13 protein-coding genes are annotated in these 15,018 nt (G+C 72.3%); 10 read left to right on the top strand and 3 right to left on the bottom strand.

What is annotated here, in order from left to right; translation table 11 throughout:
- Positions 1-95 precede the first annotated feature (95 nt).
- From dxr to ACPXCS_RS23525, 6 genes are all read left to right on the top strand, one after another.
- Positions 96-1,352: a 1-deoxy-D-xylulose-5-phosphate reductoisomerase gene (gene dxr, locus ACPXCS_RS23550; RefSeq protein ID WP_425947861.1), complete on the top strand. Its 1,257-nt coding sequence runs from the start codon at positions 96-98 to the stop codon at positions 1,350-1,352.
- An 8-nt stretch (positions 1,353-1,360) separates the two neighbouring features.
- Complete coding sequence (locus ACPXCS_RS23545) at positions 1,361-2,653, top strand: M50 family metallopeptidase (protein WP_425947927.1); 1,293 nt, start codon at positions 1,361-1,363, stop codon at positions 2,651-2,653.
- 168 nt (positions 2,654-2,821) lie between these two features.
- Complete coding sequence (gene ispG, locus ACPXCS_RS23540) at positions 2,822-3,979, top strand: flavodoxin-dependent (E)-4-hydroxy-3-methylbut-2-enyl-diphosphate synthase (RefSeq protein ID WP_425947862.1); 1,158 nt, start codon at positions 2,822-2,824, stop codon at positions 3,977-3,979.
- A gap of 299 nt (positions 3,980-4,278) precedes the next feature.
- The gene (locus ACPXCS_RS23535; RefSeq protein ID WP_425947863.1) at positions 4,279-5,127 is read left to right on the top strand and encodes a GNAT family N-acetyltransferase; all 849 of its coding nucleotides are present in this window, start codon (positions 4,279-4,281) and stop codon (positions 5,125-5,127) included.
- Positions 5,128-5,170: 43 nt separating this feature from the next.
- The gene (locus ACPXCS_RS23530) at positions 5,171-5,701 is read left to right on the top strand and encodes a GNAT family N-acetyltransferase (RefSeq protein WP_425947865.1); all 531 of its coding nucleotides are present in this window, start codon (positions 5,171-5,173) and stop codon (positions 5,699-5,701) included.
- A 107-nt stretch (positions 5,702-5,808) separates the two neighbouring features.
- Positions 5,809-7,509 carry a proline--tRNA ligase gene (locus ACPXCS_RS23525; protein WP_425947867.1) on the top strand — a complete coding sequence of 567 codons (1,701 nt, stop codon included), beginning with the start codon at positions 5,809-5,811 and terminating at the stop codon, positions 7,507-7,509.
- Between the two features lie 45 nt (positions 7,510-7,554).
- Here the strand turns inward: ACPXCS_RS23525 and ACPXCS_RS23520 are convergent, their stop codons facing one another.
- The 3 genes from ACPXCS_RS23520 to ACPXCS_RS23510 are packed head-to-tail and all read right to left on the bottom strand — an operon-like array spanning position 7,555 to position 9,548.
- Positions 7,555-8,493, bottom strand: coding sequence for an aminoglycoside phosphotransferase family protein (locus ACPXCS_RS23520; protein ID WP_425947869.1), 939 nt, complete (start codon positions 8,491-8,493; stop codon positions 7,555-7,557).
- Between the two features lie 48 nt (positions 8,494-8,541).
- Complete coding sequence (locus tag ACPXCS_RS23515; protein ID WP_425947871.1) at positions 8,542-9,006, bottom strand: DUF4439 domain-containing protein; 465 nt, start codon at positions 9,004-9,006, stop codon at positions 8,542-8,544.
- Positions 9,003-9,548 carry a hypothetical protein gene (locus tag ACPXCS_RS23510; RefSeq protein ID WP_425947873.1) on the bottom strand — a complete coding sequence of 182 codons (546 nt, stop codon included), beginning with the start codon at positions 9,546-9,548 and terminating at the stop codon, positions 9,003-9,005. The genes ACPXCS_RS23515 and ACPXCS_RS23510 overlap by 4 nt, the downstream gene beginning before the upstream one ends.
- A gap of 217 nt (positions 9,549-9,765) precedes the next feature.
- Between ACPXCS_RS23510 and rimP the strand changes: the two genes are divergently transcribed.
- From rimP to infB, 4 genes are all read left to right on the top strand, one after another.
- Positions 9,766-10,263, top strand: coding sequence for a ribosome maturation factor RimP (rimP, locus tag ACPXCS_RS23505; RefSeq protein WP_425947875.1), 498 nt, complete (start codon positions 9,766-9,768; stop codon positions 10,261-10,263).
- A gap of 2 nt (positions 10,264-10,265) precedes the next feature.
- Positions 10,266-11,252: a transcription termination factor NusA gene (gene nusA / locus ACPXCS_RS23500; RefSeq protein WP_425947877.1), complete on the top strand. Its 987-nt coding sequence runs from the start codon at positions 10,266-10,268 to the stop codon at positions 11,250-11,252.
- 155 nt (positions 11,253-11,407) lie between these two features.
- The gene (locus tag ACPXCS_RS23495; protein ID WP_425947879.1) at positions 11,408-11,704 is read left to right on the top strand and encodes a YlxR family protein; all 297 of its coding nucleotides are present in this window, start codon (positions 11,408-11,410) and stop codon (positions 11,702-11,704) included.
- A 147-nt stretch (positions 11,705-11,851) separates the two neighbouring features.
- Entirely contained in the window at positions 11,852-14,950 is a 3,099-nt protein-coding gene (gene infB, locus ACPXCS_RS23490; protein ID WP_425947881.1) for a translation initiation factor IF-2, read from the top strand.
- Positions 14,951-15,018 lie beyond the last annotated feature (68 nt).

Raw genomic sequence — 15,018 nt, 5'->3', positions numbered from 1 at the left:
CCCGGCCCTCCTGGGGGCGCGAACCGCTGCGGCGCGCGCCCCCAGGAAGGGGATGCGCTGTCCTCACAGCCGACGCTTACGGCAACAATGGAGGGATGAGCGACAGTCCAGCCCCCCTCGCCGACCCGCACCTCGTCTACGACCCGGTGGCGGGCGACGGCCCCAAGGACGTGGTGATCCTCGGCTCCACCGGGTCCATCGGCACCCAGGCCATCGACCTCGTGCTGCGCAACCCCGACCGGTTCCGGGTCACCGGCCTGTCGGCCAACGGCGGCCGGGTCGCCCTCCTCGCCGAGCAGGCGCACCGGCTCCGCGTGCGCACGGTCGCCGTGGCCCGGGAGGACGTCGTACCGGCCCTGCGCGAGGCGCTCACCGCGCAGTACGGCACCGGCGAACCGCTCCCCGAGATCCTCGCCGGCCCGGACGCCGCCACCCAGCTCGCCGCCGCCGAATGCCACACCGTCCTCAACGGCATCACCGGCTCCATCGGACTCGCCCCGACCCTCGCCGCCCTGGAGGCGGGCCGCACCCTCGCGCTCGCCAACAAGGAGTCGCTCATCGTGGGCGGCCCGCTGGTCAAGGCCCTCGCCAAGCCCGGGCAGATCATCCCCGTCGACTCCGAGCACGCCGCCCTCTTCCAGGCCCTGGCCGCCGGCACCCGCGCCGACGTCCGCAAGCTGGTCGTCACCGCCTCCGGCGGCCCCTTCCGCGGCCGTACGAAGGCCGAGCTGGCGGACGTCACCGTCGAGGACGCCCTCGCGCACCCCACCTGGGCCATGGGCCCGGTCATCACGATCAACTCCGCGACCCTCGTCAACAAGGGCCTGGAGGTCATCGAGGCGCACCTCCTCTACGACATTCCCTTCGACCGCATTGAGGTCGTCGTACATCCCCAGTCGTATGTCCACTCGATGGTTGAGTTCACGGATGGATCGACACTGGCCCAGGCGACCCCGCCCGACATGCGCGGGCCCATCGCCATCGGCCTCGGCTGGCCCGAGCGCGTCCCCGACGCCGCTCCCACCTTCGACTGGAGCAAGGCCTCGACCTGGGAGTTCTTCCCGCTCGACAACGAGGCCTTCCCCTCGGTGAACCTCGCCCGGCACGTCGGCGAGCTCGCGGGCACCGCCCCGGCGGTGTTCAATGCGGCCAACGAGGAGTGCGTGGAGGCGTTCCGCCTGGGCGCGCTGCCGTTCAACGGGATCATGGACACCGTCACCCGGGTCGTCGAGGAGCACGGCACCCCGCGTACGGGAACCTCGCTCACCGTGTCGGACGTCCTCGAAGCGGAGACCTGGGCGCGCACCCGGGCCCGGGAACTGGCGGCACAGACGGCGGAGGCCCGTGCATGACGACCCTGATGTTCATCCTCGGCATAGTCCTCTTCGCGGTCGGCCTGCTGTTCTCGATCGCGTGGCACGAGCTGGGGCACCTGTCCACCGCCAAGCTCTTCGGCATCCGCGTGCCGCAGTACATGGTCGGCTTCGGACCGACGCTCTTCTCACGCAGGAGAGGTGAGACCGAGTACGGCGTCAAGGCCATCCCGTTCGGCGGCTACATCCGCATGATCGGGATGTTCCCGCCCGGCCCCGACGGCCGCCTGGAGTCCCGCTCCACCTCCCCGTGGCGCGGCATGATCGAGGACGCGCGCTCCGCCGCCTACGAGGAGCTCCAGCCGGGCGACGAGAAGCGCATGTTCTACACGCGCGCCCCCTGGAAGCGCGTGATCGTGATGTTCGCGGGCCCCTTCATGAACCTGATCCTGGCGGTGGTGCTCTTCCTCACCGTCCTGATGGGCTTCGGCATCACGCAGCAGACCACCTCGGTCAGCTCGGTCTCCCAGTGCGTCATCGCGCAGAGCGAGAACCGCGACAAGTGCGAGAAGGGCGACCCGGCCTCCCCGGCCGCGGCGGCCGGCCTCAAGGCGGGCGACAAGATCGTCTCCTTCGGCGGTACCCGCACCGACGACTGGAACGAGCTGTCCGACCTGATCCGCGCCAACCCCGGCAAGGAGGTGCCGATCGTCGTCGAGCGGGGCGGCCAGGATGTCACCCTGCACGCGAAGATCGCCACGAACCAGGTCGCCAAGAAGGACTCCGGCGGCCAGATCGTCGAGGGCCAGTACGTCCAGGCCGGCTTCCTCGGCTTCAGCGCCGCCACCGGCGTGGTCAAACAGGACTTCGGCGACTCCGTGACGTGGATGGGCGACCGGATCGGCGAGGCCGTCGACTCCCTCGCCGCCCTCCCCGGCAAGATCCCGGCCCTGTGGAACGCGGCCTTCGACGGCGCCGAGCGCGAGGCCGACTCCCCGATGGGCGTGGTCGGCGCGGCCCGGGTCGGCGGTGAGATCTTCACCCTCGACATCCCGCCCACCCAGCAGCTGGCCATGGCCCTGATGCTGGTCGCCGGCTTCAACCTCTCCCTGTTCCTGTTCAACATGCTGCCGCTGCTGCCGCTCGACGGCGGCCACATCGCGGGCGCCCTGTGGGAGTCGCTGCGCCGCAACCTCGCCCGGCTGCTGCGCCGCCCCGACCCGGGCCCCTTCGACGTGGCGAAGCTCATGCCGGTCGCCTACGTGGTCGCGGGGATCTTCATCTGCTTCACGATCCTCGTCCTGATCGCGGACGTGGTGAACCCGGTGAGAATCTCCTAGTCATACGGAGTTCACGGCGGTCCGGCAGGGTTTCGGCCGGGCCGCCTCCCATCGGGTGGCACTGCGGGTGGGATGTGCCCGCGCCCGGGCCGGTGCCGTAATCTCGAAGCTCGGAGCCCGCTGCTCACGGGACCGGACCTTGATCCACGACTTGGGGTTGCACAGCAGATGACTGCGATTTCTCTCGGCATGCCGTCCGTTCCGACCAAGCTCGCCGAGCGCCGGAAGAGCCGCCAGATCCAGGTCGGGTCCGTCGCGGTCGGCGGAGACGCCCCCGTCTCGGTCCAGTCGATGACCACCACGCGCACGTCCGACATCGGTGCGACCCTCCAGCAGATCGCCGAACTGACCGCCTCCGGCTGCCAGATCGTCCGCGTCGCCTGCCCCACCCAGGACGACGCCGACGCCCTGGCCACCATCGCCCGCAAGTCGCAGATCCCGGTCATCGCCGACATCCACTTCCAGCCGAAGTACGTCTTCGCCGCGATCGAGGCCGGCTGCGCGGCGGTCCGCGTCAACCCCGGCAACATCAAGCAGTTCGACGACAAGGTCAAGGAGATCGCCAAGGCGGCCCGCGACCACGGCACCCCGATCCGCATCGGCGTCAACGCCGGCTCCCTCGACCGGCGCCTGCTGCAGAAGTACGGCAAGGCGACCCCCGAGGCCCTGGTCGAGTCGGCCCTGTGGGAGGCGTCCCTCTTCGAGGAGCACGACTTCCGCGACATCAAGATCTCCGTCAAGCACAACGACCCGGTCATCATGATCGAGGCGTACAAGCAGCTCGCCGCCCAGTGCGACTACCCGCTGCACCTCGGCGTCACGGAGGCCGGCCCCGCCTTCCAGGGCACCATCAAGTCGGCGGTCGCGTTCGGCGCGCTGCTCTCCCAGGGCATCGGCGACACGATCCGGGTGTCGCTGAGCGCGCCCCCCGCCGAGGAGGTCAAGGTCGGCATCCAGATCCTGGAGTCCCTGAACCTCAAGCAGCGCGGCCTGGAGATCGTCTCCTGCCCCTCCTGCGGCCGCGCCCAGGTCGACGTCTACAAGCTGGCCGAAGAGGTCACCGCCGGCCTCACCGGCATGGAGGTCCCGCTCCGCGTGGCCGTCATGGGCTGCGTCGTCAACGGCCCCGGCGAGGCCCGCGAGGCCGACCTCGGCGTCGCCTCCGGCAACGGCAAGGGCCAGATCTTCGTCAAGGGCGAGGTCATCAAGACCGTCCCGGAGTCCAAGATCGTGGAGACCCTCATCGAGGAGGCCATGAAGCTGGCCGAGCAGATGGAGGCGGACGGCGTGGCCTCCGGCGAGCCGTCGGTGGCGGTCGCGGGCTGACCCCGCACGGCCCACCCGGCCGAGAGGACGACACCCAGCACCCTCCCGGCCACCCCACGATCACCGAGGGCGTCCCCTGCGTCCACGGTGCGCGGCGCGTCCCTCAGGGTCGCTCAGTACGCTGCCCGGCCCCCGGGGACGCGCGACGGGTGAGCTCAGGCGGCGGCCCGGCGGCCGGGCGCACCGGGCGCCGGGAGCCGGCCGCCGCCGTGCACCGGCCGGACGGCGGGCGGCACTCCCCAGCTCCGCCAGGTACAGTGCGGGGAATCAGCCGACCCCAGTGTGTGAGGCCCCGCCACGTGTTGACGCAGACCACCTCACGGGTCCTCGAACCGAGCGACCTCGACGCCGCGCTCGCCGTCCTCGACCGCGAGCCGGTCGCGAACGCCTTCGTGACGTCCCGGGTGCAGATCGCCGGACTCGACCCGTGGCGGCTCGGCGGCGAGATGTGGGGCTGGTACGAGGACGGCATCCTCACCTCCCTGTGCTACGCGGGCGCCAACCTCGTCCCGATCTGCGCCGGACCCCGCGCCGTCCGCGCCTTCGCCGACCGCGCCCGCCGCTCCGGCCGCCGCTGCTCCTCCATCGTCGGCCCCGCGGGACCCACCGCCGAGCTGTGGCGGCTCCTGGAGCCCCACTGGGGCCCGGCCCGCGAGGTCCGCCGCCACCAGCCGCTCATGATCACCGACCGGCTGCCGGACGACGTCACCCCGGACCCCTACGTCCGCCGCGTCCGCAAGGACGAGATGGAGACGATCCTGCCGGCGTGCGTGGCGATGTTCACCGAGGAGGTCGGCGTCTCGCCGCTGGCCGGCGACGGCGGGCTCCTCTACCAGGCCCGCGTGGCCGAACTCGTCGGCTCCGGCCGCGCCTTCGCCCGCTTCGACGCGGAGGGCAAGGTCGCCTTCAAGGCCGAGATCGGCGCCGCCACGGACCGCGCGTGCCAGATCCAGGGCGTGTGGGTGGCCCCGGAGTACCGGGGAACCGGCCTGGCCGCCCCCGGCATGGCGGCCGTCCTGCGCTACGCCCTGGCGGACGTGGCCCCGCTCGTCAGCCTCTACGTGAACGACTTCAACACGGCGGCCAGGAGGACGTACCGGCGCGTGGGCTTCCAGGAGGTCGGCGCCTTCATGAGCGTTCTGTTCTGAAGCGCCCGGACGGCAGCGGAAACGCCCCTGTAGGCTCCCCGCCATGGACCTGGTGATCGGCCCCCTCGACCTCTCCGCCCACGTCGACGAGGCCCTGGCCGTGCAAGCAGTGGCCTTCGGTCTCGGCCCCGACGAAGTCGCCGTCCGCCGCCAGATCGTCCTGCGCCACATGACCTACCCCGGTGCCCGCGCCTTCGGCGCGACCGCCGGCGGACGCTTGGTCGGCTTCGTCTACGGCATGCCCAACGACCGCACCCACTGGTGGTCCACCGTCGTGGAGCCCTACTTGCGCGCCCTGCACCACGACCACTGGCTCGACGACTCCTTCGTGATCACCGAGCTGCACGTGCACCCCGGCCACCAGAACCGCGGCATCGGCCGCTCCCTGATCACCACGATCACCGACGGCGCCGACGAACCCCGCTCGATCCTCTCCGCGATCGACACCGACAGCCCCGCCCGCGCCCTCTACCGCTCCCTGGGCTACCGGGACCTGGCCCGCCAGGTGCTCTTCCCGAGCGCGCCCAAACCGTACGCCGTGATGGGCGCCCCGCTGCCGCTGCGCCGCCGCTAACCGATTTCCACCGCCCCGCACCCCCCGGATAACCTCCTGCCAACACCTTCCCCCGGGCTCGGCTCCGCTCGAGCGGGGGGACCCCCAGCAGCAGGAGCAGAGAAACCATGGCGAACGCACCGGTCCAGCGCATGTCCCAGTTGTTGGCGAAGACGCTGCGCGACGACCCGGCCGACGCCGAGGTCCTCAGCCACAAGCTCCTCGTCCGCGCCGGCTACGTACGCCGCACCGCCGCCGGCATCTGGAGCTGGCTGCCCCTCGGCAAGAAGGTCCTCGCCAACGTGGAGCGCATCGTCCGCGAGGAGATGGACGCCATCGGCGCCCAGGAGGTCTCCCTGCCCGCCCTGCTGCCGCGCGAGCCCTACGAGGCGACCGGCCGCTGGAGCGAGTACGGCGCCGAGCTCTTCCGCCTCCAGGACCGCAAGGGCGGCGACTACCTCCTCGGTCCCACCCACGAGGAGATCTTCACCCTGCTGGTGAAGGACCAGGCGTCCTCCTACAAGGACCTGCCCGTGATCCTCTACCAGATCCAGAACAAGTTCCGCGACGAGGCCCGGCCCCGCGCCGGCATCCTGCGCGGCCGCGAGTTCCTGATGAAGGACTCCTACTCCTTCGACACCGAGGACGAGGGCCTCGCCCGCTCCTACGCCCTGCACCGCGAGGCCTACCAGCGGGTCTTCGCCCGTCTCGGCCTGGACTACCGCATCTGCGCCGCGACCGCCGGCGCGATGGGCGGCTCCAAGTCCGAGGAGTTCCTGGCCCCCGCCGAGGCGGGCGAGGACACCTTCGCCGACTGCCCCAACTGCGACTTCGCCGCCAACACCGAGGCGATCACGTACGAGCTGAAGTCCGTCGACGCCGCGGACGTGCCGGCCGCCGAGGACATCCCCACCCCGGACACCCCGACCATCGAGACCCTCGCGGCCTCCCTGGGCGTCCCGGCCTCGGCCACCCTGAAGAACCTCCTCGTGAAGGTCGACGGCGAGATCGTCGCCGTCGGCGTCCCCGGCGACCGCGACGTCGACATGGACAAGGTCGAGGCGCACTTCGCCCCGGCCACCGTCGAGCTGGTCACCGAGACGGACTTCGCGTCCCGGCCCGACCTGGTCCGCGGCTATGTCGGACCGCAGGGCCTGGACAAGGTCACGTACATCGCCGACCCGCGCGTCGCCCCGGGCACGTCCTGGATCACCGGTGCGAACAAGGCCGGCACGCACACCAAGAACGTCGTCGCGGGCCGTGACTTCGAGGTCGACGCGTACGTCGACGTGGTCGTCGTGCAGGACGGCGACCCCTGCCCGAAGTGCGGCACGGGCCTCGTCCTGGACCGCGCCATCGAGATCGGCCACATCTTCCAGCTGGGCCGCAAGTACGCCGACGCCCTCAAGCTCGACGTCCTCGGCCAGAACGGCAAGCCGGTCCGCGTCACCATGGGCTCCTACGGCATCGGCGTCTCCCGCGCGGTCGCCGCCCTGGCCGAGCAGAGCGCCGACGACAAGGGCCTGTGCTGGCCCAAGGAGGTCGCCCCGGCCGACGTGCACGTCGTCGCAGCGGGCAAGGCCCTGCAGACCGAACTGGCCCTCGACATCTCCGCGAAGCTGGCCGCGGCCGGTGTCCGCGTCCTGGTCGACGACCGGGCCGGCGTCTCGCCGGGCGTCAAGTTCACGGACTCCGAGCTGATCGGCGTCCCGCAGATCCTGGTGGCGGGCCGCCGCGCCGCCGAGGGCGTGGTCGAACTCAAGGACCGCCGCACCGGCGAGCGCGAGGAACTGACCGTCGAGGAAGCCGTCGCCCGCCTCACGGCGTAACGCCGGCGGCGGTGCCGGGGTGAGCGCTCCGGGAACCCGGAGCGCTCACAGCCAGCCCGCGAACTCCAGCAGCAGTTCCGCGTCCCGGGGCCGCCCCACCCGCGCGGCCCGCACACCCGACTCCACGGCCCGGAACAGGGTCCAGCCGCGCAGCCGCTCCTGGTCCACGTCCAGGGACTCGGCCAGCCGCTTCACCCTGCGCCGGGTCGTCGCCGCGCCGGACGGCTGCGCGATCAGGTCCTCCACCCGGTCGCGGACCAGCCGGGCCAGATCGAAGGCGCACTCGCCGACCACCGGGTCCGGCCCCACGGCCAGCCACGGCATCCGCTCCCCGGCGAGCACCTTGCTCTGCCGGAACGTGCCGTGCAGCAACCGGTGTTCGGGCGGCGCGGCCAGCAGCTCCTCACGCGCCGCGAGCGCCGGCTCCACCAGAGGCGCCACGGCCGGATCGGCCTGCGCCCGGGCCCGCATCGCCTCGGCCTGCCGGCCGGTCCGCTCGGCCACCGTCTCGAAGGGGAAACCGGCGGGCGGCTCGACCCACAGCCGGCGCAGCGTCCCCGCCGCCTCCAGCAGGGCCTTCGCCTCGGGCAGGGACCGCACCGACACGTCCGGATGCAGCCGCTCCAGCAGCAGCACGCCCTCGCCCGACGCGGAGACCTCACCGTCCGCGGGCAGTTCGGACCCCGGCGCGGGTTCCAGCAGCTGTACGGCGCCCCGCCCGGCCCAGTGCGCGAGTGCGGCCCGCTCCGCCTCCGGCCGGGCCCGCCCCGGCGCCAGCTTGAGCACGGCGGGCGTCCCGCCGGCCGTCCGCACCAGCACGACCAGGCTGCTGCGCCCGCCGGGCACCTGCACCCGCTCCACGGTCAACTCGCGCAGCGCGACGGCCTGCTGCGCCGTCTCGGGCAGCTTCTCCAGCCAGTCGTCACCGTCCGGGGCCGTCTCACCGAGCGCCCTGACCAGGCGCTGCGGCGGTTCGAAAACCATGCGCGAGTGGTTCCCTTCGTGCTCGTGGCGGTGCGTGCCCCGCGCGGGTCACGCCGTCGGCGCCGCCGAGGGCGGGACCGTGCCCGCCCGCTCGGCGAGCCCAGGGAAGGCTACGCTCTCCCCGCGCCAGCGCACCGCCCGCACCGCCGCCTCCCGCAGCGCCTCGGCGGCCAGGGACCGCCGCTCGCCGTCCGCGGCGCGCACCAGGTCGGAGTAGACCCCGGCCACCCGGTCCTCCAGCTCGGCGGCGAGACGCGCGGCCGCCGCCGCGTCCGGCACCGCGAAGGGCAGCGCGTACCCGGCGGCCGCCGCCACGGGCCGGCCCCCCAGGTCCTTCACCCCGCGCACCAGCGCGTCCCGGCGCGCGCGGTGCGCGTCGAACGCCGTCCGTGCCTCCGCGCGCTGCCCGTCGCCGACCTTCCCGCCGACGACCCCGTAGCCGTACACCGCCGCGTGCTCGGCGGCCAGGGCCGCCTGCAGCGCCCGCAGCTCCCGGTCCTTCGCCTCGCTCACGCGTCCCCCTCCGTCAGCAGATACACGTGCGCCGCCCCGGCCGCCGCCACCGACGCCAGCAGCCGCGCCAGCTCGCCCGGCATCCCGAGCAGCTCCTCGGACCGCCGGTCGGCGAGCTCCCGCTCCGCAGCGGCGAGACCGGCCAGGGCGTCCTTGTCGTCGCCCGGCACGGCGGCCGGCGACGGGGCCGCGGCGCCCGGCGACGCGGAGGAGGACGCCGAGGAGGAAGGCGAGGGGGATGCTTTTCGGCCACCTCCGAACGCCTGGGCGTGCCGTACGACGTTCTCCCGCAACGGTGCCAGGCGCCCGGCCAGCGCCGGCCGGGCGGCGATCACCGCGTCGTAGCGTTCCACGAGCCTCTCGCTGTCCCGGGCCGCACGCGCGCGTGCCCGCCGCTCGGCGGCCGAGGGGCCGTCGCCCGCGTCCGCGGACCCTTCCGTGCCGCCGGTGCAGCCCGCCAGGGCGAGGGCCGCGGGCGCGACCGCGAGCAGACTCCTTCTGCGCGGCCCCGAGCGGGCGCGCGGCGATGGGGGGAACGGCACGACAGACGTCCTCGGGGGCTCGTGGTGAGAAACATGCGAGAGGGAAGGGACCGCAAGGGCTGCACGCCCGTGATCACGGTACCCGGGCCGCCGCCCGGGACCACTCAGCGGCACCGTTCGTCACCGGGTGGACGGCAACACTCCCTGCGACCGGATACCCTTTGACCAGACACGCGACCCATCCCACAACAGCACACGCGGCCGAGGAGTCACCCGGATGAGCACCACCCAGAGCGAGAGGCTGCGAGAACTGCTGGAACCGCTCGTCACCTCCCAGGGCCTGGATCTCGAAGAGATCGAAGTGGACTCCGTCGGCCGTAAGCGTGTGCTGCGCGTCACCGTCGACTCGGACACGGGCGCGGACCTGGACCAGATCGCCGATGTGAGCCGCGAGCTCTCGGCGAAGCTCGACGAGACGGACGCGATGGGAGCGGGGGAGTACACCCTCGAGGTCGGCACCCCGGGCGCGGAGCGCCTCCTCACGGAACACCGGCACTACGTCCGCGCCACGGACCGGCTGGTGAAGTTCCAGCTGGCCGAGGGCGGCGAGCTGGTCGCCAGGATCCTGAAGGTCGACGACGACGGCGTCGACACCGAGGTGCCGGGGGTCAAGGGCCGCAAGCCCACCGCACGCAGACTCGCCTTCGACGAGATCGTCAGGGCCCGCGTGCAGGTCGAGTTCAGCCGCAAGGACAAGAAGGAAGAGGAGGCGTAGCCGTGGACATCGACATGAGTGCCCTGCGGGGCTTGGTTCGGGAGAAGGAGATCTCCTTCCCCCTGCTGGTCGAGGCGATCGAGTCGGCCCTCCTCATCGCCTACCACCGCACCGAGGGAAGCCGCCGCCACGCGCGCGTGGAGCTCAACCGGGAGACCGGCCATGTGACCGTGTGGGCGAAGGAGGACGCCGACGACCTCGAGGAGGGCCAGGAGCCCCGCGAGTTCGACGACACCCCGTCCGGTTTCGGCCGTATCGCCGCCACCACGGCCAAGCAGGTCATCCTGCAGCGCCTGCGCGACGCCGAGGACGACGCGACGCTCGGTGAGTACGCCGGCCGTGAGGGCGACATCGTCACCGGTGTGGTCCAGCAGGGCCGCGACCCGAAGAACGTGCTGGTGGACATCGGCAAGCTGGAGGCCATCCTGCCGGTGCAGGAGCAGGTGCCGGGCGAGACCTACCCGCACGGCATGCGGCTGCGGTCGTACGTCGTCCGGGTGGCCAAGGGCGTGCGCGGCCCGTCCGTGACGCTGTCGCGCACGCACCCCAATCTGGTGAAGAAGCTGTTCGCCCTCGAGGTGCCGGAGATCGCCGACGGGTCCGTGGAGATCGCCGCGATCGCCCGTGAGGCCGGTCACCGCACCAAGATCGCCGTACGGTCCACCCGATCGGGCCTGAACGCCAAGGGCGCCTGCATCGGCCCCATGGGCGGCCGGGTGCGGAACGTGATGGGCGAGCTGAACGGTGAGAAGATCGACATCGTCGACTGGTCGGACGACCCGGCCGAGATGGTGGCGAACGCGCTCTCCCCGGCCCGTGTCTCCAAGGTCGAGATCGTCGACATGGCGACCCGGTCCGCCCGGGTGACCGTGCCGGACTACCAGCTGTCCCTGGCCATCGGCAAGGAGGGCCAGAACGCCCGCCTCGCGGCCCGGCTGACCGGCTGGCGGATCGACATCCGGCCGGACACGGAGCAGGCCGCGGAGTAGCCCCGGAGACTGGCCGAAGATCGACGGCGGATCCGCGCCCCACCGGGGAATGGATCCAAGCCGTGGGTCGTTCAGATCACGACAGCTTCACGCGCTGCAACTGTTCGAATGCTGCCCCGCAGGGGTGAGGCGCGTGCGGGGAGGTAGACTTAACTGTGTCTGGCCGGACACGCGACCGAGCATGCCCTGAGCGCACCTGTGTGGGGTGCCGGGAGCGAGCGGCCAAGGCTGAACTGCTGCGGATCGTGGCGATCAAGGACGAGTGTGTCCCTGATCCACGCGGTACGCTGCCCGGCCGGGGTGCGTACGTACACCCCGCCCAGGTCTGTCTGGACCAGGCGGTACGCCGCCGGGCGTTCTCGAGGGCACTGCGCGTCCCGGGAGCGCTCGACACAAAGGCGTTGCGCCGATACGTCGAGCAGACAACAGTTGCCGATCAGGCAACGCCGTAAGAACGTGCCGCACGGAACACCGTGTGGTCTAGGTACCTCGCGAGTCGAAAGCAGGTCGAGATTGCGATGAGCACTCGATGAGTACGCGATGAGTACGCCCATGAACTAGCGACGGTCCGGACGCAACCCGGACCTCAAAGGAGCGAAGTGGCTAAGGTCCGGGTCTACGAACTCGCCAAGGAGTTCGGTGTCGAGAGCAAGGTCGTCATGGCCAAGCTCCAGGAACTCGGTGAATTCGTCCGTTCGGCGTCTTCGACGATCGAAGCGCCTGTTGTACGCAAGCTGACGGACGCCCTCCAGCAGGGCAACGGAGGCGGCAAGTCCGCCCCTGCCCGCAAGACTGCCCCGGCGAAGCCGGGCGCCCCCTCACCCGCGCAGGCTGCCCGTCCGGCCGCCCCGCGCCCGCCGGCTCCCAAGCCGGCAGCCGCCGAGAAGCCGGCGGCTCCCGCCGCGCCGGCCACTCCCGGCCCCCGTCCCACCCCGGGCCCGAAGCCCGCGCCGCGGCCCGCCCCGGCGTCCCCGGCTCCGACCACGCCCGAGTTCACCGCGCCGCCGGCGGCTCCCGCCGCGCCGTCGCAGGGCTCCGGCCCGCGTCCGGGCGCCCCGCGTCCGGCCGGTCAGGCGCCGCGTCCGGGTGCTCCGCGTCCGGCCGGTTCCGGCCAGGGCGGCCAGGGTCGCGGTGACCGTGGCGAGCGTCCCGGCGCTCCGCGTCCGGGTGGCGGCGCTCCGCGTCCCGGTGCCCGTCCGGCGGGTCCCCGCCCGGGCAACAATCCCTTCACCTCCGGTGGCTCCACCGGTATGGCGCGTCCGCAGACGCCCCGTCCCGGCGGCGCGCCGCGTCCGGGTGGCCCCGGTGCCCCCGGTGGCGCCCCGCGTCCGCAGGGCCAGGGCCAGGGCGGTCCCCGTCCCCAGGGTGCGGCGGGCGGTCCCCGTCCGCAGGCCCCGGGCGGCGCGCGTCCCACCCCGGGCGGCATGCCCCGTCCGCAGGGCGGCGGTCCGCGTCCCGGCGGCGGTCCCGGTGGTCCGCGTCCCAACCCCGGCATGATGCCGCAGCGTCCGGCTGCCGGCCCGCGTCCCGGTGGCGGTGGCCCCGGCGGCCGCGGTCCCGGTGGCGGCGGTCGTCCCGGTGGCGGCGGCGGTCGCCCGGGTGGCGGCGGCTTCGCCGGTCGTCCCGGTGGCGGCGGTGGCGGTTTCGCCGGCCGTCCCGGTGGTCCCGGTGGCGGTGGCGGCGGTTTCGCCGGCCGTCCGGGTGGTCCCGGTGGCGGCGGTGGCCGTCCCGGCTTCGGTGGTCGTCCCGGTGGCCCGGGTGGCCGTGGTGGCACGCAGGGCGCCTTCGGCCGTCCCGGCGGTCCCGCGCGTCGTGGCCGCAAGTCGAAGCGGCAGAGGCGCCAGGAGTACGAGGCCATGCAGGCCCCGTCGGTCGGCGGCGTGATGCTGCCTCGCGGCAACGGCGAGACCGTTCGCCTGTCGCGCGGTGCGTCCCTCACCGACTTCGCGGAGAAGATCAACGCCAACCCGGCGTCGCTCGTCGCGGTCATGATGAACCTCGGCGAGATGGTCACGGCCACGCAGTCCGTCTCCGACGAGACGCTCCAGCTCCTCGCCGACGAGATGAACTACACGGTTCAGATCGTCAGCCCGGAGGAGGAGGACCGCGAGCTGCTCGAGTCCTTCGACATCGAGTTCGGCGAGGACGAGGGCGACGAGGAGGACCTGATGGTCCGCCCGCCGGTCGTCACCGTCATGGGTCACGTCGACCACGGCAAGACCCGGCTCCTCGACGCCATCCGCAAGACGAACGTCATCGCGGGCGAGGCCGGCGGCATCACCCAGCACATCGGTGCCTACCAGGTCGCGACCGAGGTCAACGACGAAGAGCGCAAGATCACCTTCATCGACACCCCGGGTCACGAGGCGTTCACCGCCATGCGTGCCCGTGGTGCCCGGTCGACCGACATCGCGATCCTGGTCGTCGCGGCCAACGACGGCGTCATGCCGCAGACGGTCGAGGCGCTCAACCACGCCAAGGCGGCCGAGGTCCCGATCGTCGTCGCGGTCAACAAGATCGACGTCGAGGGTGCCGACCCGACCAAGGTGCGCGGCCAGCTCACCGAGTACGGGCTGGTGGCCGAGGAGTACGGCGGCGACACCATGTTCGTCGACATCTCCGCCAAGCAGGGTCTGCACATCGACTCCCTGCTGGAGGCCGTGGTCCTCACGGCCGACGCCTCGCTCGACCTGCGTGCCAACCCGCACCAGGACGCGCAGGGCATCGCGATCGAGTCCCGTCTCGACCGCGGCCGCGGTGCCGTGTCGACGGTCCTCGTCCAGCGCGGCACGCTGCGGGTCGGCGACACCATGGTGGTCGGCGACGCGTACGGCCGAGTCCGGGCGATGCACGACGACAACGGCAACCTCGTCACCGAGGCGGGCCCGTCGACGCCGGTCCAGGTCCTGGGCCTGACCAACGTCCCGGGCGCGGGCGACAACTTCCTCGTCGTCGACGAGGACCGTACGGCCCGTCAGATCGCGGAGAAGCGCGCCGCCCGCGAGCGGAACGCCGCGTTCGCCAAGCGCACGCGCCGCGTGTCGCTGGAGGACCTGGACAAGGTGCTCAAGGCCGGCGAGGTCCAGCAGCTGAACCTGATCATCAAGGGTGACGCTTCCGGTTCCGTCGAGGCCCTCGAGTCCTCGCTGCTCCAGCTGGACGTCGGCGAAGAGGTCGACATCCGCGTCCTGCACCGCGGTGTCGGTGCGGTCACCGAGTCGGACATCGACCTGGCGATGGGCTCCGACGCCATCGTGATCGGCTTCAACGTGCGCGCCGCCGGGCGTGCCGCGCAGATGGCCGAGCGCGAGGGTGTGGACGTCCGGTACTACTCGGTCATCTACCAGGCGATCGAGGAGATCGAGGCGGCCCTCAAGGGCATGCTCAAGCCGGAGTACGAGGAGGTCGAGCTCGGCACGGCGGAGATCCGCGAGGTCTTCCGTTCGTCCAAGCTGGGCAACATCGCGGGTGTGCTCATCCGCTCCGGCGAGGTGCGCCGCAACACCAAGGCACGCCTCATCCGCGACGGCAAGGTCATCGCGGAGAACCTCAACATCGAGGGTCTGCGTCGCTTCAAGGACGACGTCACCGAGATCCGCGAAGGGTTCGAGGGCGGTATCAACCTCGGCAACTTCAACGACATCAAGGTCGACGACGTCATCGCGACGTACGAGATGCGCGAGAAGCCGCGGGTGTAACACCCACGGATCACCGGCCGGGGGGGGGGGGGGGGGGGGGGGCGGCGCGGGGGGGGCGGGGGCCGGGG

Origin of the sequence: Streptomyces sp. DT190 (assembly GCF_049846985.1) — a bacterium.
In the GTDB taxonomy this organism is placed as follows: domain Bacteria; phylum Actinomycetota; class Actinomycetes; order Streptomycetales; family Streptomycetaceae; genus Streptomyces.
This window is presented reverse-complemented; position numbering and strand designations above follow the sequence as displayed.